We start from the raw sequence: 22,017 nt of genomic DNA, 5'->3' as shown, positions 1-22,017 counted from the left end.
TTCAGTGACTCCGGGAATTGACAAGCGAAGGAAAATTCGCCGGGGTGGTGTTTTTCAGCTATCTCAGGGCCATCGAGACAATGGCGCCGATCACCATCATGACGATCATCAATGCGATGAACACACCCATTATCAGCAGGAGCGTCAGCAGCAGTGCGCCGAAGCCGCGTAGGCTTGAGAATCGATGCGATTCTCCCACCGCCTGGCAAGTGATGACGAGTTGCCAAATGACAACAATCACCGAGACGGCCATGACGACAAGAATCAAGACTGGAAAGATCTCGAAAACGGATTGTCCTGGGCGAGGGGTTCCGCCGACAAACGCATAGGGCCCAGCGACCAGATAGTAGAGGCCTATCGATAGGTACAAAGGTGTCAGCCAAATCCCTGGAACGCTGCTCCAGGCCAGAGCACATCGACAATCCAAGGCATAGCCGACTCCCCCGATCATCCGGCCGGTCAAACCGACGAGCCAACCCATGATGAAAATCCAAGCCAATCCAAATACGGCGCCCGCCAGCGCCAGACTTCCCATGGTGAATAGACGCCCCGGCAACTCGGCGCTGTACGCGATGGATTGATTGCCAAGATTGCCAGACATTCCTGCCAGCGTTGCGAGCAGCAGCACGTGCCGCCATGGATCGGTATCCAACTGTTGCCGCACGGTCTCGCGCGGTCGGGTCCACATCGAGATCCAGGGGTTTAGTACTTCGTCCGTGCGAGTAACGTAACCTGCGCGTTGGTCGTGAGACCCCACCGGCACGGCCACCGGCGAGGCGTACGGATTGCTCATGGCGAAGTCGTCGTCGGGCTGCGGAACTTGGTGCGGGTCGTTAGGGTTGGCCACGATTGGTGACTCCGGGAACTGCCAGGCGAAGGAAAATTCGCCGGTATGGTGTTTCTCATCTACATCAGGGACATCGAGATGATGGCCACCAAGACACCGATGACCATCGCGAGCGCGATGAGCAGTCCCATCATGGCCAGGCCCGAGAGCAGCAGGGCGCCCAGACCTCGCCAGGCGGAGAACTGATGGGCCTCGCCCACGGCTTTGCAGGTGATGACAATCTGCCACAACCCGACAAATCCCGCGGCAACCATGAGGGCCGTGCCCCAGGCCGGAGTCACCACCGTGGGCTGGGGCGGACCGCCCAGCTGTCCAAAGGGAGCTTGCATTTCAATCGCATCGGGCCCCGTAATCACCCAATAGACTCCTAGGCACAGGTAGAACGGCATCAGCCAGATCGTGGGGATGCTGCTCCACGCCAAGGCGGTACGGCACTCCAGCGCATTGGCTACTCCTCCAATCATGCGTCCCGTCATGCCAACCACCCAGCCAAGGATGAAAATCCAGATAAGGGTCATGATTGCTCCACCCACCATAAGCCCCAGCAGCGCTGCGGCGCGGAGTTCGATGGAGGGGGGAAACGCCGCTAGGCTGTTGGCACTTTGTCCAGAGACTCCCGCCAACGCTGCCACCAGCAACACGTGCCGCCAGGGATCGGTGTCCAACTGCTGCCGCACGGTCGCGCGTGGTTGGGTCCACATCGAGATCCAGGGGTTTAGTACCTCGTCGGTGCGAGTAACGTAACCTTCGCGTTGGTCGCGAGATCCCACCGGCACGGCCAGCGGCGAGGCGTACGGATTGTTCGCCGGGAAGTCGTCGTTGGGTTGGGGGAATTGGTCGTTAGGGTTGGCCACGGTTTTGTGACTCCTGAATTTGTCGGGGCGAGAAGGGAATCGCCGTTTCGTTCTAGACCCCGAAAGACAAGCTATAGACCAGGATGCCAATGGGAATGGCAGCGGCAATAAACACTCCAATCAGCAGCAGGCAAGCGAGAAGAATGGCGCCAAACCCGCTCCACCCGGAGAACTGGTGCGCTTCGCCGACTGCCATGCAGGAAATGACCGTCTTCCAGATGAAGATCACAATAGCCAATAGCATCAGGGGGTAGAGCCAAATCGGGAACATATCGAAGCTGAAGAAACCTGACTCCCCGATCTCGACGAAGCGATCGCCGTACAATGCCCGTGCACCCACGATCGCTTGGAGTAAAGCCATGGCGAACGAAATGGGCAGCATCCACACGTACGGCACGTAGGCCCACGCCCAGGCGGTGCGAACTTCTTTGGCGTAGGCTACGCCGCCCAGCCAGCGGCCGGTAATTCCCAGTAGCCAGCTAAAGACAAACAGCACGATGATCCCCGAAATCGCTCCGAGGATAATGGCAGCCGCCAGCTGGCCGAACCGAACGGCGACTTCTAGCGACGCGCTCGCCGCGTTGTCCAGATTGCCAGCAATCCCCGCCAGAATTGCGAGCAGCAACACGTATTGCGTCGGATTGCTGTCCAATTGCTGCCGCACCGTCTCACGTGGCTTGGTCCACATCGAGACCCAGGGATTAAGCGCTTCGTCCGCGCGCGTAACGTAGCCGCGTCCCTGAGGTCCCGCGGTCGCGGTCATCGGCGAGGCGAAAGGGTTGCTCGCGGCGAAGTCGTCGTTGGGTTGGGGGAAGCCGGATTCGTCTTGATCAGCCATGGGGCGATACCATTCGATTGGAGGTCGCTCGGTCAAGCGAGCGAGGACAGGAGGATGCTAAGAGGAACATAACCGACGATCGTTACTGTTCCGACCAGGATACCAGCCAGAAACACGATCGCGAGGCCTCGTAAGCTGGAGAACTGATGGACTTCGCCCAGCGACTGGGCAAGGAGGGCGATTTGCCAGATCGAAGCCACCACACTGAGTCCCAGCGCACCGCGCAACCAGGATGGGTAATCCCAGTAGGGTTCGTCGTTCACGCCATCGGCTTCGACCAGAACGAGCAGGTCAGGGCCCCGCAACGCGCAGTAAATGGCGACGCCTGCAAACAAGGGAAGCAACCAACAAAAAGGCACTTGGCTCCACGCCATGGCGGTGCGACACTGCAGGGCGCGAGCTACTCCCCCTAGCGACCACCCTGCGATGGCGAACGCCCAGCCCATGACGAACAAGCTTGCCAGCCCAAAGCATCCCCCGAGAAGCGCCGCCACAACCAAGAAGATCATTCGATCCGAAGGCTCGTTTACCAAGCCAATCGCCGAAGCCACCAGATTGGCAGATATGCCACCCAGCGCGGCCAAGAGGAGCACATACCTGGTTGGGCTGGTGTCGACGAGTTGACGTACCGTGGTACGGGGGTCGCTCATCATCGAAAACCACGGGTTGAGTTGCTTCCCATCCAGCGTGGAGTGGGTTGCTTCGTCCAGGCCGGAGGACGCCTGGAACGGGTTGATGGGCTGCTCAGAATCGGGCAGGCCCTGCTGGTCGGTGTGGTTCGTCACTGCTGCCCCCCGTTGGTGCGTGGAAACGACACCAACAAGGTTAGCTAGACAGTCAGCGAAGAGCCACCCCGGAGACGCATCTTGGTGCGTTTCCCGGAAAACAGATTTCGATTCCCAGAGTCCGTGTTCGAACTACACCGCCGTGGCGATCAGCGTGATGTTCTGCCCGCCGAAACCGAAGCTATTGGATAGCGCGGTCTTGATGGGCATTTCGCGGGCCGTGTTCGGCACGTAGTCCAGATCGCAGTTGGGGTCGGGTGTGGTGTAGTTGATGGTGGGCGGGGCGACGCCGTGCTTCATGGCCATCAGGCAGACGATCAGCTCCGTGGCGCCGGCCGCGGCGATCAGGTGGCCCGTCATGCTCTTGGTGCTGGAGACCGGCACCTTGTAAGCGTGATCGCCAAACGCCTGCTTGAGCGACAGGGTCTCGACCTTGTCGTTCACCGTGGTGCTGGTACCGTGGGCGTTGACGTAGTGAATGTCGGTGGGCGTCATCCCGGCGTCGGCCAGGGCCATCTTGATGCACGCGGTGGCGCCGCGACCTTCGGGGTGCGTGTCGGTAATGCGGAACGCGTCGGCCGTGGTGCCGTAGCCGGCGACCTCGCCGTAGATCGGTGCGCCGCGCTCGCGGGCGTGTTCGTACTCTTCGAGCACCACCATCGCCGCGCCTTCGCCCAACACGAAGCCGTCGCGTTCCATGTCGAACGGGCGACTGGCCGCTTGGGGATCGTCGTTGCGTTCGCTTAGCGCGGTCAGCAGGTTGAAGCCGGTGACGCCGAAGGGATGAATCATGCTGTGCGCCCCGCCGGAGAGCATTGCGTCGACGTCGCCGCGGCGAATCATCTCGGTCGCTTCGCCAATAGCCTGGCTGCTTGCCGCGCAGGCGGTGAGGCAATTGACGTTGGGTCCCTGGGCGTCGAACAGCGCGGCCAGGTAGCCGACCGGCATGTTGGGTTCTTGTTCCAGCTCGAGCTGGGGATCGAGCTCGTCGAGGCCCTGACGCACGAACGTCGCCAGGTTGAACTCGCCGCCGGAGAGCGAGGCGACCATCATTCGGCTGAAAGCTTCGAAGTCCTGTTGGCCTTCGCCAGCGCCCAGGTACACGCCGAGCCGCTGCGGATCGACTGTGCCCGCCAGGCCCGAGTCGTTCATCGCCTGCTTGGCCGCGCCCACGGCGAAGCGGGTGTGGCGGCCGCGGGTGGCCCACTCTTCGGGGTCTTCGTCCACCGCCGCAACGGACCAGTCGCGGACCTCGGCGGAGATCTTGGTGGGGAACTTGCTGGCGTCGAACAGCGAGGTCATGCCGACACCGCTCTTGCCCTCCATCAGGTTCGCCCACAACTCCGGCACCGTGGTTCCCAGCGGCGTGACACAACCAACACCGGTGACGACGACTCGACGTTTCATGGGAATGTCCTTACATGCGATTTGGTCTGTAGCAGGACTCGCAAGAGTTCTGGATTTGCCCTCTCGCAGTCCGAAGTCTTGCGACTCCGGCTACCAAGTTACAAATGATCGCGAGCTTCCACGCGTCTAGGTTGGCAAACCGTAGTCGGCGGGTCGCATGCGGGTGCCATCTTTTTTGACGCCCACTTCGAACACGCCGACGCGGAGCAGCCACTGCACCAGGTCGTCGGGGTCGAACAGTCGGGTGGGCATGTCTTCGCCTGCCATGTCTTGCGCGTCGCCAGTTTGCAGTCGCGCGAAGAAGATCTCGCCTTCGCAGCGGAGGTCTTCGCCGCAGTGCCCTGTGACCACGACCGACGCACCGACATCGCGGACGTTATCGATATCCGCTCGATAGGTAATCGAGTCGCCGCCGCGGGTCATGCCGTGGAACGCCAGCTTGGAGAACTTGGCCAGCACCACCAGTTCCTTGAAGTCGTACATCTCGCTGACCAGCAGTCCGCCGGTTTGCGCCATGCCCTCGGCCATCAGCGTGTGTGGCATCGTGGGATAGGCGTCCCAGTGATCGTGCATAAAGGGGTCGGACAATGCAACGCCCTTGTGGCCGACGGCATGCGACGACGCCACAAATTCGGTGAATCGGTCAACCCATAACCAGCGCACGGGAACTTAGCCTCGAGGTTTCAAAGGTTGCTGTGCCCAACGCAAAATGACCAACGACCCGTCATCCGCTCCGGTCATTGGTCATTGCGGCTTGAACGGGGCGGTTCTAGGCCGACAGTTTATGCTCGACAAAGGCGACCATGTCGGCGACGGTTAGCTGCTTGCCCAGGTTCTGCACCTGCGGGTCGGTCTCGAACTTGGACAGATCGGCGAACGGCATCCGCTCTTTGAGCTTGGCCAGCCCGTCGGCGTTGACCTTGCCGTCCTGCACGTAATCGGTGCTGGTCAGGATGTCTTCGGGGAACAGTTCGCCCCGTTCGATCTTGATGTCGAAACTCTTCTCCAGACGGAACACGATGTCCAAGAAGTCGATCGACTCGGCGTCCAGGTCTCCCTGCAACGTCGCCTCCGGCGTCACTTCATCGTCGTCGACGCCCAATGCGTCGACCAGCGCTTCTTGTACCTTGGCGAAGATCTCTTCTTGCGAGGGCATGGCCTCAAACTCCTCTTGGGTGAATTCTGTACTCAGTGGCTCGTGGCGAGTCGCGCCACACGCCCCTCCATCAAACCCGCACACTGGCGGGAAGCATCTCTGGTTTCGCTATCGCTCGGACCACCTTCGACAGGTAATCCCGCACTCGTGCGTCGACTTCTTCCTGCTGTGGATCATTGTCGGCCAGGCTGTAACGCTCCAGCACGATGCGCCCACTCAAGGTCGATTTGCCGTCCACGGTGCCCGCGACCTTGAAGGTCGCAAAGCGTTCATCCTTCTTCATCTGCTCGACCGACACGCGAAGCTGCTGGCCAGGCTGGACGAAGTTGGCGTACTTTATATTCTTCGCTTCACGGAGCACCACGATGGTGTCGGCCAGGTCATCTGTCAGCCGCAACAACCAGGCAGCCGCCTGAGTTGCCGCTTCGAGCATGAACACGCCCGGCAACACGGGAAACTCCGGGAAGTGATCCTCCAAATAATCTTCGCTGTAACTCACGCTCTTCACGGCGGTGAGCTGTTCACCGGGCGTGAAGGATTCGATGGCGTCGAGCAGCCAGAAACGCATGGAGTTTAGTACCAAATAATCTGGGAGTGCGAAAACGCCGATTCTTCAAACTCAACTCACCTCGCCCAGTCCACCAAACGGCTCCCGCAGGTGCGTGAAGCGCGAGAGGCTTGGCAGGATGGGTAAAACGAACTTCGGATTATACCGACTGGGGAAATTGGCCACAACGGCTCTCGCCCCCGGCGGCGTGGACGCTGCAAGTCGGTAAACCGGCTCACAGAAAGCATTTACAGCATTTCCCCGCGCCCGGCAACGCCAACCACCCATGCGGCCTCCGCGCCTTTTGGTATTTTCGACCCGAATCGGCTGTCAACCTGAGCAGCGTGGCCGCGAAACTCAAAACGAGCCACGCTAGCACTGCTGGAAGTTCAAGTGCTGACGGCCAGCCTTGACCCGTTGCGGGAAACTCTCCTACCCTCAGCGGCACTCCTCTTCCTCGTCTCTTCCGGTTTGTGAGCCAGCCCATGCATCCACTCGGCAAGCTCTGCGCGATAATCACGGCCGCCTTGGCGCTCACTGTGGTTGTGCAGGGTGGGGAACTCGAGCAACTGCGCGAAGGGGTGCACCAGCCTAGCACTGCTGCTCCGAGTTCATCCGACTCCGGGCGTTCCTCCTACGATCCTCAAGATTCCGCCATCGAAGATCTGCTGGAAGACACCCCAGTTACCGACTATGTAGTCGGTGGCGCGCTAGTCGCTGTAGCGGCTCCCTATTGGGGGCCGTATGCCTTGCTGAACGACTCCGACTGCGAGCGTTTCGGTGGATACAGCGACTGCTACAGCGAAGGTGGCTACAAGGACACCGAGTTGTTCTACCGCTCGACCGATTTCGTGTCGTCCGCCCGTGCACAGTTGGAGTACGGCACCAATTTCAACGATATGCAGACGTTCGGGTCGCGGTTGCAACTCGACATTCCATTGTGGCGGCTCGCCCTCGATACTTCCTGGAACAACTACTATGAAGACCTGCCGACCGGCACCGACGAACTCGCACTAGGTGATGCGAACTTGGTCTTTCGATTCGCTCAAAACGAGTTGATGCAGTGGCGAAGCGGTCTGGGGATCAACTGGCTCTCCGATTCCCGGAGTAAAGTCGGTTTCAACTTCACCTACGGCTTCGACGTCTTGCCCGTCGGTCCGTGGATATGGTCTTCAGATTTCGACATCGGAAAGCTCGGCAGTTCCACTTTGTTTCGTGCGCGCACCACAGTGGGTGTCCATCTCGGCAAGCGATGCAGCGACGGCGAACTCTACACCGGATTCGAGTACGTCGACATCGAAGACGCCCAGATTCCGCAGATGCTGTTTGGTTTCCGCTACTGGTGGTGAATGCGGAGTTCGGATGGCGGAATGCGGATTTCGCTGCCGCTCGGCTTGGCGTAGAGTGATTTGCGCTCACCCCTTTCCGCATCCTCACCAGGAGCCGCACCTTGGCCAGCACCTCCGAGAACCTTCGCGTCTTGATCGTCGGCGAGTCGGTCTACAAGATTCACACGCACTTCAAGGGCTTCGCCTCCTACGAGACCGGCTACTGCACCATGTCGCTCGAGCCGTTCATCAAGCGGTTCGACGGGCTGGGCATCGACTTTACGTTCATGCCCAACCACGAGGTGTCGCTCCGCTTTCCGCTGGCGCTCGACGAGATGAACGCGTACGACGCCATCGTGCTGTCCGACGCGCCGGCCGACAGCTTTCTGCTGCACCCCGACACGCTGGCCGGCGAGATCGTACCCAACCGCCTGGCGCTGTTGGGCGAGTACGTCGAGCAAGGTGGCGGGCTGGCGATGGTGGGTGGTTGGATGTCGTTTGGCGGCTTCCACGGCAAGGCTCACTACGCGTTCAGCCCCATGGCCGACATCCTGCCGGTCGGCATCCTGCCGCACGACGACCGCATGGAAGTGCCCGAAGGTTGCGTGCCGGAAGTCGCCGTGGCGGGGCACGAGGTGCTCAGCGGTTTGCCAGCCGCCTGGCCCGACTTCTTGGGTTACAACCGCGTGCTGCCGAAACGCGGCGAGGTGGTGTTGTCGTTCCAGAATGGCGATCCGCTGCTGGTAACAGAGCAGTCGGGCCGTGGGCGGATTGCCTGCTTTACGTCCGACATCCTGCCGCACTGGGGCTCGCCGCGGTTCCTGGAGTGGGAGGGGTACGTACCGTTTTGGACGAACCTCTTCCGCTGGCTCGGCGGCTGACCGAAGGGCCGGTTCGCCGTGCGAAACGAGCGGTTTCGAGCACCGCCGAACAGGCCGCGGCAGATTCTTTCGGGGTGTTAAAAAGTGCCTCAAAAACAAGGGTTTTCGACGGGCCGCCGACTGCCTCGGCTCGTTGTGAGCGAGCGCCAAAAAGGGTAGAATAAGTCGCTTATCAACTACTCATCACCCGCAAGGATGAACCAACGTGGCAGACGAACCGAACGATCCCGCTGGGCCGGAAGAGACTGGTGCGACCCCCGAGCCTGAGGGCACCCCGGAAGAGGCCATCGCCGCCCGGCTGATCGACCTGCCGATCGAAGACGAGCTGAAGGACAGCTACCTGACGTACGCGATGAGCGTGATTGTCAGCCGCGCGCTGCCCGACGTGCGCGACGGCCTGAAGCCATCGCAGCGCCGCATTCTGGTCGCCATGAACGACCTGAACCTCGGCCCGGGCGCCGCGCGCGTGAAATGCGCGAAGATCTCCGGCGACACCAGCGGTAACTACCACCCGCACGGTGAAAGTGTCATCTACCCGACGCTGGTTCGCATGGCCCAGGAATGGAACATGCGAAACCTGCTGATCGACAAGCAGGGCAACTTCGGCAGCATCGCCGGCCTGCCTCCGGCGGCCATGCGATACACCGAAGCCCGCTTGGCGCCGGTCGCTTCGATGATGCTCGAGGACCTGAAGCTCGATACGGTCGACTTCATTCCGACCTACGACGAACGGCACACCGAGCCCGTGGTGCTGCCTTCGAAGTTCCCCAACCTGCTGGTCAACGGCTCGGGCGGCATCGCCGTGGGCATGGCCACCAGCATCCCACCGCACAACCTCAAGGAAGTATGCGCCGGCGTGATCGCATTGATCGACGATCCGGAGATTTCGATCGCCGGGCTGATGGAACACGTCCAAGGGCCCGACTTCCCGACCGGCGGCATCATCTGCGGCCGCAGCGGCATCCTGAAGGGATACCAGACGGGTCGCAGCACGGTAGTGGTTCGCTCGCATACCAGTATCGAAGAAAAGGGCAAACGCACCCGCATTGTCATTCACGACATTCCTTATCAGCAGACCCGCGACGCGCTGGTCAAGAAGATCGCCGCGCTGGCGAACGAAGGCAAAGTGGCGGGCATCAGCGATGTCCGCGACGAGAGCGATCTGAAGGAACCGGTGCGAGTGATCGTCGAGCTGAAGCGTGACGGCGATCCCGATATCGTGCTCAACCAGCTCTACAAGTACTCGCCGCTGCAGGACACGTTCAGCGTGATCTTCCTGGCGCTGGTCGACGGCAAGCCACGGGTGTTGACGCTGAAAGAGATGCTGCAGGAGTTCGTCCGTCACCGCGTGACGGTGATCCGCCGACGCACGCAGTTCCTCTTGGCCCGGGCCCGTCGCCGCAAGCACACCGTGCAAGGTTTGCTCTTGGCGCACGCAAACATCGACGAAGTGATCCGCGTGATCCGCGCGTCGAAAACGCAGCCCGAAGCGAAGCAGGCGTTGATGGAAATCAAAACGCCCGGCGCGCTGCTCAAGCGTGCCTTGGGCGACGAGGGCTACGCGCAGTTCCAGGACGAACGCGGAGTGGCCGAAGAGTACTCGCTCACGCCGGTGCAGGCCGACGCAATCCTGAAGATGACCCTCGGCCAGTTGGTGAACCTGGAACAAGAGAAGCTGGCCGACGAGCACGCCGAGCTGCTGAAGCAGATCGCCGAGTACATGTCGATCCTGGCCGACGAAGCGATCATCTACGGCATGATCCGCCAGGACATGGAAGACCTGATGAACTCTCGCCACGCCGACGACCGGCGGACCGAGATCTCCGGCGAGGAGATCGGCGAGGTGAACATGGAGGACCTGATCGAAGAGGAGACCATGGTGGTCTCCATTTCGCACAACGGGTACATCAAACGCACCCCGGCCAGCACCTATCGCGCGCAACGTCGCGGCGGCAAGGGCATCAAAGGTGCGACCGTCGATGACGACGATCCGGTCGAGCACTTGTTCGTCACCAGCACGCACGACTACCTGCTGTTCTTTACCAACTACGGCAAAGTCTACTGGCAGAAGGTCTACAACCTGCCCGCCCTGTCGCGGGAAAGCAAAGGCCGCGCGATCGTGAACCTGCTGAATCTGGCCGAAGGCGAGAAGATCGCCGATTGCCGCGCGATTCGCGACCTGACGCAGGAAGACTGCTACCTGGTGATGGCCACGCGCAAGGGCCTGGTAAAGAAGACCGAGCTCAAGGCGTACAGCCGCCCGATGAAGACCGGCATCATCGCCATCAAGCTCAAGGACGGCGACGAGCTAGTCGACGTCTCGCTGGTGCATCCCGGCGACGAGTTGTTGCTGGCCACCGCCAATGGCATGGCCATCCGCTTCAGCGAGTCGGACGCCCGCCCGATGGGCCGCAACGCCAGCGGTGTGAAAGGTATCAATCTGTCGAAAGGCGATTCGCTGGCCGGCATGGTGGTCGCCGATCCCGACGCCACGCTGCTCACGGCCACCGAACACGGCTTCGGCAAACGTACCCCGTTCGGACCCAACGCCACGGCCGACGAGCCAGAAGCGGCCGGAGAAACGGCGGAGGACGACGAGGAGCTGAGCTCCGGCGCCAAGTACCGCACGCAAAACCGCGGCGGTAAAGGCCTCCGCGACATCAAAACCACCGACCGCAACGGCCCCGTGATCGGCATCGCCCGCGTGACCGACGAGGACGAACTGCTAATGATGACCGCCCGCGGCAAGATCCAACGGATTAAAGCGAGCGACATCGGCGTCATCGGCCGCAACACCCAAGGCGTGAACATCATGACCCTGGGCGAAGACGACACGCTGAGCGCCATCGTCCGCGTACCGGCCGAAGAGCGCGACGAAGATGCGGTCGAGGCGGAGGAGTAATGCTCCCGCCAAGAATGGGAGTAACACAAATGCGTAACCTCACGCTGACTGGCATTTCCAGCGTGTTGCTCGTTGCCTTGATCGGTTGTGGCGGATCGAAGCCGGTTGCAAGCGAGGGATGCAGTACGCTCGATGAACTCAAAGTCATGCTGGTCGAGGCCTGCAACGAAGGCGACACGAACGCCATCGTGAAACGGACGTATCCAGTTGGGAACGTCCTGGCAGACGACGATAGTGTCTACAAAGGCGTCGAATCTCTCCTCGACTGGAAGAACGAAAAAGAACTGCAGCTTTGCTGCGTTCGAGTTCTGGACTACAACGACTTCACACTGCAATCGCGGTTGGGCGAGTACGAAGGTCGGACAATCGGGCCGAATCTCACTCCCAGCCATTGGATTGCGGTTTACTACTGGAAGCCACACGGAGAACGTACGACGGATGCCGACGGCTCCTACCGCTCGCACTTCACGTTCCCAGTCGGTCAAGCAGATGGCAAGTGGTGGTGCGCGGGCGTTGCATACACCGACTCGAAAGCAAGCGACCCTTCTAACGAGGCAATTGAGCCGCTGCCCGCCCTTGGCGAAGAGCTCTCCGACGTACCTGATTTGTCGCTGGTTCGGGTTGAACCTGCCACAGGGGCGTGGCGAAGTTCGTTCGTAGTCTCGGAAGACATGGCACAGGCAACTCGTTCGCCAAAGGGAGGTCACCACCTAGGTAGTTTGCTCATCGATGTAGCTCCGCTGGATCACTGGACGAGCGGATTCCAATTTCTGCCCGATGGCATCTACGCCCTCGAAATCGACGACCTGCCGAAGTCGCGCGAAGAGTGTTTCGATTTGGTTACAGAAGCAATTGAATCTTCGTTCCAACTCGAAATCGAAGTGGGGTACGGCGACCGGGAGGCTTATCGAATCACCGTTCCTGATCCGTTGCCGCAAGATGTTTGGTCCGATCCACAGGCTGAGTGGTCTACCAATGGCGGCAGAGACAGTCAGGGTCGTGTTGGTAGTTATGCGTTAAGGGGATTTGACTTCGTTGAATTCGAGGAATGGCTCGCAGAGCATCTTGAAGCTCCGGTGACCATCGTAAATCCTCCTAAGGGCCTCCATTCCTTCGATATTCTCATCGGTGGCGTGGAAGTGCCCAAGCTGTTGGAAGTATGGCTAAAGGAGGGCGGGTTCGGCATCGAGCGTTACCAGACCACCGTCCCGACGATCACAATTAGCCGCCGGGACAATAGCAGCGATCAGAGCGAGTGACTATCGTGTACCCGGAGGAGTAATCCTCCAGATGTAACCGACGAGCGACAACTCGTTGGAGTGGGGCTGGTACTTTCTTTTTGGGCGATAGTCATTCGCCTGCTGGAGGGAAGGATGCGCGGTCTGTTGTTGTCTTGTTGGATCGCGCTGTCGATCTCTCCGGCAATCGTCCATGGTGCGGGGCTCACCGACGAGCAACTGGCTGCCAAGGCTGCGCGGTTGCAGTCGTTGGTCGAGGAGAAACTGCTGCAGCACCACGGCTTGGTGCCGATGTTCGTTCGCGCCAGCGACTACCAGTTGCCAACGGCCGATGACTACCAGGGCGCTTACCGCCACCGGCACCTCCGCGGAAAGACCGAGGCCGAACTCGGGCTGCCGCCGATGCACGTTTGGCGGGCGTGGGAGAATACGGCTGCCGACACCGGGTACTACTTGTACGCCATGTCGCACAAGTACCGCGCGACCGGCGACCCCGCGACGCTTGCCATCTGTCGCCGCACGTTTGGCGGGCTGAAGTACATCTACACCCTGGCGGTCGAGCAGGGCGAACCTGGCTTTCTCACCAAACCGTACGGCGGCGTCTACAGCAACCAAACCTCTGGCGATCAACTGCAGTGCGTCGCCTGGGGCCTAACCGCTTATCGTCCCATTGCTCCGCCGGAGGATCTCGCGGACCTCGATCGGATGACGCGCGACTTCGCCCTGCACCAGATGGATACCGACTACACCAACTTGCACGGCTACTTCGGGCGGAGCCGCCAGGACCTGGTGGAAGCGAATGCCAAAAGGCAGTGGGGTTGGTATCGGTCGATCATCTTCCTGCCCGCGCTCTACCTGGCGTGGGACGGCACGGGCGACGACCGCTTTGCGGAGGAAATCGAACGGCTGAACGCCAAAGCCGGGGATTCGAACCTGCGTGCTCGCACCGACCGCTTTCGTACTCACGGCTTCGGCGGCAAGCGCGAACTCTACCTTTCCAGCTACCTGATGGCGCGCGATCCCGCGCATCACAAGCTGTGGCGCGAAGCGATGCTGACCCACTACCGCCAGGCGCGCACCGGTTTGCTGGACGATGGCACTTGGCCCACCGCATGGAGCTACGATAGCGAGCGGGGCATGCAGGTCGAGCCGATGCCGTCGGTCGGAGGCGGAGTGGGGCGCACCGGCCGCTCGGCCGTGTTCGCCATGGGATGCGTGAGTGCCCAACGTTGGTTCGACGATCCCGCGATGCAGCACTCCGCCCGCAGCATTCTCGAACGGTTGGACGAGCCGACGTTTCGCTTTGTCTTGCCGCTCGACGAGGAGCACCCCTTGCCGCCGGAGTGGGTGATCGAATCCGAACTGCTCGACGCCGATTGCCTCACCGCTTGGCTGGCCGCATACTGGGAAGGACACTATCGCGGATACTGGTAACACCTTGGGCAATCCATGCGCAGTCTTCTCATTCTACTCTCGGTACTTGCTCTGCAGCTCTCGGCCACCGCTGCCGAGCCGCTGAAGATCACCGTCTCGAAAGAGACCACCTACATCACCGAGCCGCTGGACGAAGACGGCCTGCCCGACTACCGCCGCGCGTGGCTCGAGCGGCTGCGTAAACGCAAAGTGCCCGCCGAACAAAACGGTGCGGTCGACTACTGGCAGACCGTGGGTCTGGAGATGGTGGACGAGAAGTACCGCCAGGCGTTCTGCGACGAGTTGGGCATGCCGATGCCGCCGGAAGAGGGCGTGTTGGAAATGGTTGATGGGGCGGCCATGTCGCGGGCGATGTCTATCTGGTACTTGCGACGCAAGGGATACGATGTCGATGAGGACAGTTTCGATTCGTTCGAGCAGCAAAACGCCGCGGCCGCCTGGGAAGCTTCATTCTGGCCCGACGCCGTCGACTCCTATGGCGCCACTCTCTCTTATCCAGCTGCCGAAGTTCCTCCACTCAAGGCGTGGCTTGAGGGCAACTCCAACAAGCTCGACCGCATCGTCGCGGCGCTCGACAATCCGGGATGGTACGACCCGCCACATTCGCTGTGCGGTGTAAGCAAGGACTTCTCGACCGATTTAGGCATGCGGGCGTTCGAATGGCGTGGGGTATTCGCTTCCTTGGAAACGCGCGCCCGCATCAACCTCGACCAAGGCGATGTAGAGTCGACAGTCCGCGACCTGGTAGCCATTCGTCGTCTCACAGAGGGGCGTTCTGCCGACACTTGGTTCGACCTGTTAATTAGCACCGCGGGGGCGCGGCTGAACGCCGCGCCGGTCGAATTGCTCCTTGTGGAACACTCGCAAGCCTCCGACCACCAGTTGCGGAAACTCCAAGGATTGTGGTCGGTGGACCACTCTCATGCTCCATTGCAGTCGACGCTGAAAGGCGGGGAAAGACTCTATAGTTTGAACTATACCCTGGCCCTGTTGCGCAAGGAGCCCGACACCTTCGACACTTTGCATCTTCTCTTACCCCTGGATGACGAGGGAGACGAGCAACTGAAGTGGATCGAGCAGGCGCTTGAGTTGCCCATCGATGGCGATCGTCTGCTAAGGGCTGTGAATCAAGGATTCGACCGAACGCATCAGGCTCTCGATATGGGCGACACGCGACAAGTCCTGACGATACTGAAGGAGAGGCGGACCCGTTTATCAAACGAACCGTTACCTACCCGCCGCGCCCCCGAATTGCTTTCTCCCGCAGAGCGCGCGGATGCCATAGTACTTCTAACAAGTCGGTCGAATCTCAGTTCGCCGGACGTGATTCTCGAAGCCAAAACCCGCACCGCCGCGCATTCCCAACTCATGCACCTCGCCCTCGCCTTGGGTCGCTATCGACTAGCTCACGGTGAATACCCCGAATCGCTCGACGCACTGGCCCCGAAGTACGTCGCCAGGATTCCTGTCGACGCGTTCGGTAACGACTCGTTCGGCTACCGGCGGACCGACGCTGGGTTCCTCCTCTATTCGTTCGGCCTCAACGGCGTCGACGACGGTGGCAGCAACAACGACATGGGCATCCTCGCCGGGTATTCGGCCACCGGGTATTCCGATCAGGTGCGCAGGCTGCTGGGCGACGAAGTCCCCGGCAAAGGGCTGCTCGAGGGCTACGTGCCGGTGCAGTCGGACGACATCGCGATTCGCCTGCCACTCATCGAGGTGCCGCTGCCGGGCGAAGCGGAATAACCTCCCGGGCGAGGCACTTCTCGGGGGTACGCGACCGCGCTAATCTGCCAGTAATTGGTGGACAACTTGGACCTCGCGGTTCAAAATAGTATGGGCGTCTGTTTACCGCGACTGGGAAACATGTTCGTCGGCGGTGGTCAAGCAATAGGCGATCCTATACGCCACAGCCGGACCGCCACGCGGTTCGCAACCTTTGGCCTACTACGCCGCACCCGCTGGCCACAGCAGCGTGAAGATCGCCGCCGCAATCAGGGCAAACACCACTCCGTCCAGCACGATCATGGCGGATTTCTGGCGGAACCAGAACACGGCTGGGAACGGCCCCAGGGCATGGCACAGTAGTCCCGCCGTGAACACCAGCGCGAAGATGTCCAGTTTGTCGGTCTCGCCCGGTGCGAAGGCAATCGAAGCGATGTAGCCAATCAAGAACGCGGTCAGCAGGAAGTAGCCAAGCGTGAGGCCAATCGCCTGGCCCATGTTGAGCGGTGTGGCCCACAGGATGAGCGTGCCTTTGCAGCGGCCGGCGAGCTTTTCCTTGAACTCCGGCGAGGACATTTGCTTCGAGTCTTCGCAGAACGGGAACATGTACTGCCCGGCGGGTGCCTGGTGGGTGTCGAGAAAATCGAGCAGATCGTCCTCCGCTGGCAGCTTCTTCCACTCCGGTTTGTGGTGCGGCAGCACCATCCAGGCCAGGGTGCTGGCCACGTGGGTGGCGATCCCCGCGAGCAGGATGGGCAGCCATAAGTCGAATACTGTCATGGGTTTATCGCCTTGCGTTGGGGGGTGGGGACGTACGCAGAAATGTTAATATTTGCTGCGCGCTTCTTAGTTGGTGGTCACGTCCGACCGGCGAGATTATATTGCATCTTACAGATCGTCGCTTGGCGATCGATACCTTCTGCCTGGAGCCTGTCGCTAATCGCCCCGAACACTCTGTTAAACAGCCCGCTTCGCAGTTAGCTGCGTCATCTCGGGCCGCGCGATTAGTTCAGCGACCTTCCATTGCAATCGCTCCTTGTTTGCCAGAGTGTTGGCGTTTTCTGTTTACACACTTCCGCGCTTTCACCTTGGACCCTACGCACAGATACCATGAACAACCGACTAAGTAGATTCACCTGCCCGCTGTTTTTAGTCTTCGGCGTCGTCGCCCTGTCGCCTGCGAAAGCTGCGACACTCGAGACAGAGCCAACCGTAACTTTCAGCAAGACGGCCTTTGCCGATCCGTTGCTCGAAGCGAACCAAGATCGAATCACCGACGACATCTGGATTAGTCGTGACGCCACGCGCGGGATATTCAATGCCAAGACAGAGACCTTCCAAGGCGATTTTAGCCCGGAAGGCACGCTGTGGGCCGTGGGCACCAACGAGGACATCGGCTCGCTGCAATTGATGACGTGGCTCGAATTGGCAGGTCTGACCGGTCCCTTCGGTGGTCCCCCCGGTACCGTTGACGAAGACCTGGTGCTTCACATCCCTGCCGACAACGCTTACTACAACCTGCGATTCACCGAGTGGGGACAAGGCTCCGGCGCTGGTGGCACATTCACTTACCTTCGATCGCTCAATCCAGTCATTGCGGTGCCCGAACCATCGAGCGTGGTCATGATTGGCGTCGCCGCGCTCGCCCTGGTAGGATGGCGGGCACGCAAACGGTAGCTCCAACTAGTCACCCCGAAGGACCCCTCCGCTATGTTCGCCAGGTTGGCACGTTGGATAGTCGTCATACTCTTGGTTACAGGAGCCCTGCCCGCGATGAGCGATGCGGAGCCAAAGGAACGTGCGGCCAAGTGGGTCCTCGTGCTGCACGGCGGCGCCGGAAGCATCCCTGGCGACTCGCCCGACGACATCCGCACCGGCTACGAGCAGGGCGTTCGCCAAGCGATGGAGATCGGCGTGCGGCTGCTGGAAGAAGGCCGTCCCGCAGTCGATGTGGTGGGCGAGGTGGTGGTCAGCCTCGAAGACTCGCCCATCTTCAACGCCGGCAAAGGATCGGTGTTCACCGCCGCGGGTGGGCACGAACTCGATGCCTGCCTGATGGACGGCCGCACCATGGGTTCCGGCGCCGTGACCGGCGTCAAGCGCATCAAGAACCCCATCCGCGCTGCACGCCTGGTGATGGACAACACGCGCCACATCCTGCTGGCCGGCGAGGGAGCCGATAACTTCGCCTTGAAGCACGATTGCGAAGAGGTCGAGCAGTCGTACTACTTCACGAGTCGCCGGTTTCATGCGCTCAATCGCTATCTGAAGGCCAACGGGCAACCGACCTTCGAATCGCCCGCCTACAAGCTGCCAACTGGAGTGAAGATCGAATCCGACGCGGCCGACTCGCCAGGCAACACGGTCGGCTGCGTGGCGCTCGACCTCGACGGCAACCTGGCCGCGGCCACCAGCACCGGCGGGCTCAACGGCAAGATGCACGGTCGCATCGGCGACACGCCGATCGTCGGCGCAGGCACCTACGCCAACCGCTTCTGCGCCGCCAGCGGCACCGGCACCGGCGAGCAATACATGCGGCACACCATCTGCACGAAAGTCGCCTGGCTGGTCGAGCAAGGCAAGAGTCCCGAGCAGGCGGTGGCTCATTGTCTGAATGAGATCCTCAACCCGGGCGACGGCGGCATCATCGCCATCAGCGCCGACGGACGCGTCACCGCCCAGTCGAACACCGGTTCGATGCCAAGGGCGATCGCCGACTCCAACGGCCGCCGCGAAGTCGGCATCTGGTTCGACGAGTAGACCGCCTCGCTTTATCGAAAAAGCAAGACGTTTGCCAACCGACTGGTAAGGGAAACGGTTGGTGCTAGCATTCCGTTGTCGCTCGCTTGGCATTTTCTCTTGACGCATGGGTGGCTGTTTGCCAAACTCCGCCCCGCTTCGGTGCAGCGCAGTGTGGGGGCGCTGCACGCGAAGCGATTTGATCCGATTCGTACACAACATGGAGCACGCACGATGCGTAGTCCTCGCTCGATTATCCTTGTCGCCTTGGTTGCTGTTGTTGGTTGTGGCAAAGGGGACTCCCCCCAGCCCGGTGCTACCGCAGGTTCCAATCCCGCGCAGGCCGACGCCAAGCAGCAAATGCATCCATCGGCAGTGGCGGCTCGGCAGTTTCTGTTGGAGAGCGCCAAGGGCAACGAAGCAGCTGCCAAGGCTCTGCTGACTCCATTGGCGGCGGAGCAACTCGACAAGAGCGGTCAACGACTGACCTGTCTGGGCGACGACTCGGCGAAATTTCAGATCACACGCTGGATGATTCCGCAGGCCGACGAAGCGGCTGTGGAGTTTCGCATGCAGTTCTCGATGGAAGGGACGACGGAGTTCATCGACGGTTGCTGCATTATGAAGAACGTATCGGGTTCGTGGCGCTTGGCTGGCGTGGCGCTCGATCCGGGCGATGGCAGCGAGCCATTGGTAGTGAACTACGAACAGGACCTGATGCCGGCCACGGGCAGCACCCCAGCCGGGACGGTCGAAAATCGGACATCCGCTACCGAAAACCCGCAGACCGCGCAGAGTCCCAGCTCGACTCAAAGCCGCTAAGCCTCTCTCCTTTCTAAGTTGTTCTCCGACAACAGGTTGCGGTAATCTGGGTGCTTCTACTGGGCGTTCTGGCTGGCCGTCTAGGCAGCCAACGCGGGCAGGGAAGACCACCCGAAGGCCTAGGGCCCCCTTACGCAAGCGGGCAGCTAGTGCTAATTTCTTTGGCTGATTGAGCGGATCGTTGTATTTTTCCCAATCAGCAAACTTACCCCCACCTGTGCTTCCTACCTACAAGCAGCGTGCTTGAGTAGCTGCTGTTGTTTTAGTTCCCATTGGAACCGACGCGTGTTCGGTTCATTCGGCTGTGGCCGTCGAATGTATCGACGGAACGAGGAGAAGCAGTCGAACCATCCCGCTGTTGGTACAAGGTTTTTCTCAAAGGAGAGAAAAGATGAAGTCAACCAACCTGTTGCGTTTGTGTGTGATGTTGGCCGTAGCGATGTTCGTGATGAGCACCGCCGACTCGGCCAATGCGAAGCTGTTCGGTCGTCTGTGTGGCAACAATTGCTGCGAAGACACCTGCTGCGAGCCGGCCCCTTGCTGTGAGCCCGCCTCGTGCTGCGATCCTTGCAAGAAGCGATGTGGCCTGCTGAGCCGCCTGCGTAATCGCAACAAGTGCTGCGAGCCTTGCTGCGAACCGACCTGCTGCGAGCCCGCTTGCGAAGCTCCTTGCGAAGCGGTTGTTGTCGAGGAAGCTCCTTGCGAGCCCGCCCCCTGCTGCGAACCTGCTCCTTGCTGCGAAGAGACTTGCTGCGAAGACACCTGCTGCAAGCCTCGCCTGTGCGAGCGAATCAAGTGCAAGCTGCAGAGCCGTCGCAATCGCTGCGGTTGCGGCTGCTAAGCATACCGAATGCTAGCCGAGCGGTCATAAGTGCCCGCTTGTAGAAACAACGAGAAAAGGCCCGGCAATCGCGATTGCCGGGCTTTTTTCGTGTGCTTGCTCGCCCGGATTCATGAGCTACCTTTCAGCTAGCCCCCAGCCAACCTGCTCAGGGGTGCAAAGGGCTAGGCCCGGTAGACTCGGTTGATTGACACCAGAGTTCCGGTCGCGTAGCTTGGGGGGAACGTGGCGAATAGGTAAGCCGCGTACGTGCTAGGGACGAACACGCTTCGCTGCAGCCACGACATGTGTCGCTTGGCTTGCAGGGCACGAATTGGACCAGTTTGGGGACCATGGTTTTTGGGAGATGATGCGATGAAGTCAGTTATTCGAGTGAGTGTGGTTGCCGCGATTTTCGGCATGAGCTTTGGCATGGCTAGCGACGCCGATGCCCGTTGCTGCTTCTTGAAGAAGCTGTTCAACCGCGGTTGCTGCCAGCCGAGCTGCTGTGAGCCCGCATGCGGATGCGAATCCGATTGCGGTTGTGGTGCGCCAGCCGATTGTGGCTGTGGTGGTGAAGTGGTTGTCGAAGAGGGCGTGATCATCGAAGAAGGTAGCGAGCCAACTGAGGCCTCGCCTTCGGACCTGCAAGAAGTTCCCGATCCTCCTGCAACCGAGACTCCAGCCACTGAGAACCCTCAGGGCGACGTAAAGCCTGGTGACATCCCTGCCGACGATCGTGCATAAGCTAGCAGTCAGCAAGAAGACAAAGACGCCCCGCTGCGAGCACTCCTCGTAGCGGGGCGTTTTGCGTTTCGTGTAGACCTGGGCGGCGTGGTTTGCGATAGTCTTCGTTTCCAGCTCCGCCGGTGGTCTCGCCTCATGCAGTTTCGCGTCCAACTCGATATGTTCAGCGGTCCCCTGGATCTGCTGCTGTACCTTGTGCGGAAGCACGAAGTCGACATCAGCAACATTCCGGTCGCCCGCGTGACCGACCAGTTCCTCGAGCACACCGCGGTGCTTGAGCAGATCGATGTCGACGCGGTGGGCGACTTCCTCGACTTGGCGAGCACGCTGATCGAGATCAAGTCGCAAATGGTGTTGCCGCAGCAGCAGGCCGAAGACGAAGACGAAGTCGAAGACCCGCGGCAGGAACTCGTGCAGCGGCTGCTGGAGTTCAAGAAGTATCGCGACGCGGCTCAATTGCTCGAAGAGCGCGGCCGAGAATGGCAGGAGCGATTCCCACGGTCGACCAACGAACTGCCGCCCCGCAGCCAGAAGGAGCAACTGCCGGAGATTGCCGGCGTGGAGCTGTGGGACCTGGTCAGTGCGTTTGGACGGGTGCTCCGCGACAAATTGGCCAAGCCCGAAGTGGCCAGCATCAAGTACGACGACACGCCGATCCACGTCTACATGCGGCAGATCGATCAGCGAGTACGCAGCGAAGGCAGCGTGGCGTTCTTCGATCTGTTCCCCGAAGCGGTCCACAAGTCGACGCTGGTCGGCATGTTCCTGGCGCTGCTGGAGCTGGTCCGCTACCGCTACGCCCTGGCCCATCAGAGCCAGCGATACGGCGACATCCTCATCGAACCGGGCGCCGAGCAACTACCGGCCGAGTTGTCGGTCTCCAGCGCCGCGGAAGCCGGCGAGTAGCGGCGAGCCGGAAGCGTCTGCGCCCAGAGTGAGTCTTC

General features: G+C 60.7%; 21 protein-coding genes. 12 read left to right on the top strand and 9 right to left on the bottom strand.

The window, feature by feature from the left end; genetic code table 11:
- Nucleotides 1-58 precede the first annotated feature (58 nt).
- From ACQK2L_RS04925 to ACQK2L_RS04890, 8 genes are all read right to left on the bottom strand, one after another.
- Complete coding sequence (locus tag ACQK2L_RS04925) at nucleotides 59-847, bottom strand: Yip1 family protein (RefSeq protein ID WP_425395814.1); 789 nt, start codon at nucleotides 845-847, stop codon at nucleotides 59-61.
- Between the two features lie 59 nt (nucleotides 848-906).
- On the bottom strand, nucleotides 907-1,701 hold the full coding sequence (locus ACQK2L_RS04920; RefSeq protein WP_425395813.1) for a Yip1 family protein: 795 nt from the start codon (nucleotides 1,699-1,701) through the stop codon (nucleotides 907-909).
- Nucleotides 1,702-1,753: 52 nt separating this feature from the next.
- Nucleotides 1,754-2,539 (bottom strand): YIP1 family protein, encoded by a 786-nt coding sequence (locus ACQK2L_RS04915; RefSeq protein ID WP_425395812.1) that lies wholly within the window; start codon nucleotides 2,537-2,539, stop codon nucleotides 1,754-1,756.
- A gap of 32 nt (nucleotides 2,540-2,571) precedes the next feature.
- Nucleotides 2,572-3,324: a Yip1 family protein gene (locus tag ACQK2L_RS04910; protein WP_425395811.1), complete on the bottom strand. Its 753-nt coding sequence runs from the start codon at nucleotides 3,322-3,324 to the stop codon at nucleotides 2,572-2,574.
- Nucleotides 3,325-3,456: 132 nt separating this feature from the next.
- A complete protein-coding gene (locus ACQK2L_RS04905; RefSeq protein WP_425397418.1) occupies nucleotides 3,457-4,737 on the bottom strand; it encodes a beta-ketoacyl-[acyl-carrier-protein] synthase family protein in 1,281 nt (426 codons plus the stop codon).
- 120 nt (nucleotides 4,738-4,857) lie between these two features.
- Nucleotides 4,858-5,394 (bottom strand): beta-hydroxyacyl-ACP dehydratase, encoded by a 537-nt coding sequence (locus ACQK2L_RS04900; protein ID WP_425395810.1) that lies wholly within the window; start codon nucleotides 5,392-5,394, stop codon nucleotides 4,858-4,860.
- 106 nt (nucleotides 5,395-5,500) lie between these two features.
- On the bottom strand, nucleotides 5,501-5,887 hold the full coding sequence (locus ACQK2L_RS04895; protein ID WP_425395809.1) for an acyl carrier protein: 387 nt from the start codon (nucleotides 5,885-5,887) through the stop codon (nucleotides 5,501-5,503).
- 70 nt (nucleotides 5,888-5,957) lie between these two features.
- Nucleotides 5,958-6,455, bottom strand: a complete 498-nt coding sequence (locus ACQK2L_RS04890) for a 3-hydroxyacyl-ACP dehydratase FabZ family protein (RefSeq protein ID WP_425395808.1) — start codon at nucleotides 6,453-6,455, stop codon at nucleotides 5,958-5,960.
- 464 nt (nucleotides 6,456-6,919) lie between these two features.
- Here ACQK2L_RS04890 and ACQK2L_RS04885 point away from each other — a divergent pair, with 464 nt between their 5' ends.
- The 6 genes from ACQK2L_RS04885 to ACQK2L_RS04860 all read left to right on the top strand — a co-directional run bounded on the left by ACQK2L_RS04885 (nucleotide 6,920) and on the right by ACQK2L_RS04860 (nucleotide 15,966).
- Nucleotides 6,920-7,783, top strand: a complete 864-nt coding sequence (locus ACQK2L_RS04885) for a hypothetical protein (RefSeq protein ID WP_425395807.1) — start codon at nucleotides 6,920-6,922, stop codon at nucleotides 7,781-7,783.
- A 101-nt stretch (nucleotides 7,784-7,884) separates the two neighbouring features.
- Complete coding sequence (locus ACQK2L_RS04880) at nucleotides 7,885-8,643, top strand: glutamine amidotransferase (RefSeq protein WP_425395806.1); 759 nt, start codon at nucleotides 7,885-7,887, stop codon at nucleotides 8,641-8,643.
- A gap of 205 nt (nucleotides 8,644-8,848) precedes the next feature.
- Nucleotides 8,849-11,545, top strand: coding sequence for a DNA gyrase subunit A (gene gyrA / locus ACQK2L_RS04875; RefSeq protein ID WP_425395805.1), 2,697 nt, complete (start codon nucleotides 8,849-8,851; stop codon nucleotides 11,543-11,545).
- Between the two features lie 29 nt (nucleotides 11,546-11,574).
- Nucleotides 11,575-12,804, top strand: a complete 1,230-nt coding sequence (locus ACQK2L_RS04870) for a hypothetical protein (RefSeq protein WP_425395804.1) — start codon at nucleotides 11,575-11,577, stop codon at nucleotides 12,802-12,804.
- A gap of 114 nt (nucleotides 12,805-12,918) precedes the next feature.
- Nucleotides 12,919-14,217 (top strand): hypothetical protein, encoded by a 1,299-nt coding sequence (locus tag ACQK2L_RS04865; protein ID WP_425395803.1) that lies wholly within the window; start codon nucleotides 12,919-12,921, stop codon nucleotides 14,215-14,217.
- Nucleotides 14,218-14,232: 15 nt separating this feature from the next.
- Nucleotides 14,233-15,966, top strand: coding sequence for a hypothetical protein (locus ACQK2L_RS04860; RefSeq protein ID WP_425395802.1), 1,734 nt, complete (start codon nucleotides 14,233-14,235; stop codon nucleotides 15,964-15,966).
- Between the two features lie 201 nt (nucleotides 15,967-16,167).
- On the opposite strand, the gene ACQK2L_RS04855 is transcribed toward ACQK2L_RS04860, so the two are convergent.
- Nucleotides 16,168-16,725, bottom strand: a complete 558-nt coding sequence (locus ACQK2L_RS04855; RefSeq protein WP_425395801.1) for a hypothetical protein — start codon at nucleotides 16,723-16,725, stop codon at nucleotides 16,168-16,170.
- Nucleotides 16,726-17,055: 330 nt separating this feature from the next.
- Here ACQK2L_RS04855 and ACQK2L_RS04850 point away from each other — a divergent pair, with 330 nt between their 5' ends.
- The 6 genes from ACQK2L_RS04850 (at nucleotide 17,056) to ACQK2L_RS04825 (ending at nucleotide 21,979) form a co-directional block, all read left to right on the top strand.
- The gene (locus tag ACQK2L_RS04850) at nucleotides 17,056-17,622 is read left to right on the top strand and encodes a PEP-CTERM sorting domain-containing protein (protein WP_425395800.1); all 567 of its coding nucleotides are present in this window, start codon (nucleotides 17,056-17,058) and stop codon (nucleotides 17,620-17,622) included.
- 96 nt (nucleotides 17,623-17,718) lie between these two features.
- Nucleotides 17,719-18,705 carry an isoaspartyl peptidase/L-asparaginase family protein gene (locus tag ACQK2L_RS04845; RefSeq protein WP_425395799.1) on the top strand — a complete coding sequence of 329 codons (987 nt, stop codon included), beginning with the start codon at nucleotides 17,719-17,721 and terminating at the stop codon, nucleotides 18,703-18,705.
- A 213-nt stretch (nucleotides 18,706-18,918) separates the two neighbouring features.
- Nucleotides 18,919-19,506, top strand: a complete 588-nt coding sequence (locus ACQK2L_RS04840; protein WP_425395798.1) for a hypothetical protein — start codon at nucleotides 18,919-18,921, stop codon at nucleotides 19,504-19,506.
- Nucleotides 19,507-19,897: 391 nt separating this feature from the next.
- Nucleotides 19,898-20,347 carry a hypothetical protein gene (locus ACQK2L_RS04835; RefSeq protein ID WP_425395797.1) on the top strand — a complete coding sequence of 150 codons (450 nt, stop codon included), beginning with the start codon at nucleotides 19,898-19,900 and terminating at the stop codon, nucleotides 20,345-20,347.
- 354 nt (nucleotides 20,348-20,701) lie between these two features.
- Nucleotides 20,702-21,073, top strand: coding sequence for a hypothetical protein (locus ACQK2L_RS04830; protein WP_425395796.1), 372 nt, complete (start codon nucleotides 20,702-20,704; stop codon nucleotides 21,071-21,073).
- 135 nt (nucleotides 21,074-21,208) lie between these two features.
- Nucleotides 21,209-21,979: a segregation and condensation protein A gene (locus tag ACQK2L_RS04825; protein ID WP_425395795.1), complete on the top strand. Its 771-nt coding sequence runs from the start codon at nucleotides 21,209-21,211 to the stop codon at nucleotides 21,977-21,979.
- The last annotated feature ends 38 nt before the right edge of the window (nucleotides 21,980-22,017 follow it).

The organism is Aeoliella sp. (genome assembly GCF_965227375.1).
Taxonomy (GTDB): Bacteria; Planctomycetota; Planctomycetia; order Pirellulales; family Lacipirellulaceae; genus Aeoliella.
This window is presented reverse-complemented; position numbering and strand designations above follow the sequence as displayed.

Bases quoted from the DNA above. Each gene is read 5' to 3' on its own strand.
- ACQK2L_RS04915 (WP_425395812.1), bottom strand. From the start codon at position 2,539: ATGGCTGATCAAGACGAATCCGGCTTCCCCCAACCCAACGACGACTTC.
- ACQK2L_RS04895 (WP_425395809.1), bottom strand. From the start codon at position 5,887: ATGCCCTCGCAAGAAGAGATCTTCGCCAAGGTACAAGAAGCGCTGGTC.
- ACQK2L_RS04890 (WP_425395808.1), bottom strand. From the start codon at position 6,455: ATGCGTTTCTGGCTGCTCGACGCCATCGAATCCTTCACGCCCGGTGAA.
- ACQK2L_RS04885 (WP_425395807.1), top strand. From the start codon at position 6,920: ATGCATCCACTCGGCAAGCTCTGCGCGATAATCACGGCCGCCTTGGCG.
- ACQK2L_RS04870 (WP_425395804.1), top strand. From the start codon at position 11,575: ATGCGTAACCTCACGCTGACTGGCATTTCCAGCGTGTTGCTCGTTGCC.
- ACQK2L_RS04865 (WP_425395803.1), top strand. From the start codon at position 12,919: ATGCGCGGTCTGTTGTTGTCTTGTTGGATCGCGCTGTCGATCTCTCCG.
- ACQK2L_RS04860 (WP_425395802.1), top strand. From the start codon at position 14,233: ATGCGCAGTCTTCTCATTCTACTCTCGGTACTTGCTCTGCAGCTCTCG.
- ACQK2L_RS04855 (WP_425395801.1), bottom strand. From the start codon at position 16,725: ATGACAGTATTCGACTTATGGCTGCCCATCCTGCTCGCGGGGATCGCC.
- ACQK2L_RS04850 (WP_425395800.1), top strand. From the start codon at position 17,056: ATGAACAACCGACTAAGTAGATTCACCTGCCCGCTGTTTTTAGTCTTC.
- ACQK2L_RS04845 (WP_425395799.1), top strand. From the start codon at position 17,719: ATGAGCGATGCGGAGCCAAAGGAACGTGCGGCCAAGTGGGTCCTCGTG.
- ACQK2L_RS04840 (WP_425395798.1), top strand. From the start codon at position 18,919: ATGCGTAGTCCTCGCTCGATTATCCTTGTCGCCTTGGTTGCTGTTGTT.
- ACQK2L_RS04835 (WP_425395797.1), top strand. From the start codon at position 19,898: ATGAAGTCAACCAACCTGTTGCGTTTGTGTGTGATGTTGGCCGTAGCG.
- ACQK2L_RS04830 (WP_425395796.1), top strand. From the start codon at position 20,702: ATGAAGTCAGTTATTCGAGTGAGTGTGGTTGCCGCGATTTTCGGCATG.
- ACQK2L_RS04825 (WP_425395795.1), top strand. From the start codon at position 21,209: ATGCAGTTTCGCGTCCAACTCGATATGTTCAGCGGTCCCCTGGATCTG.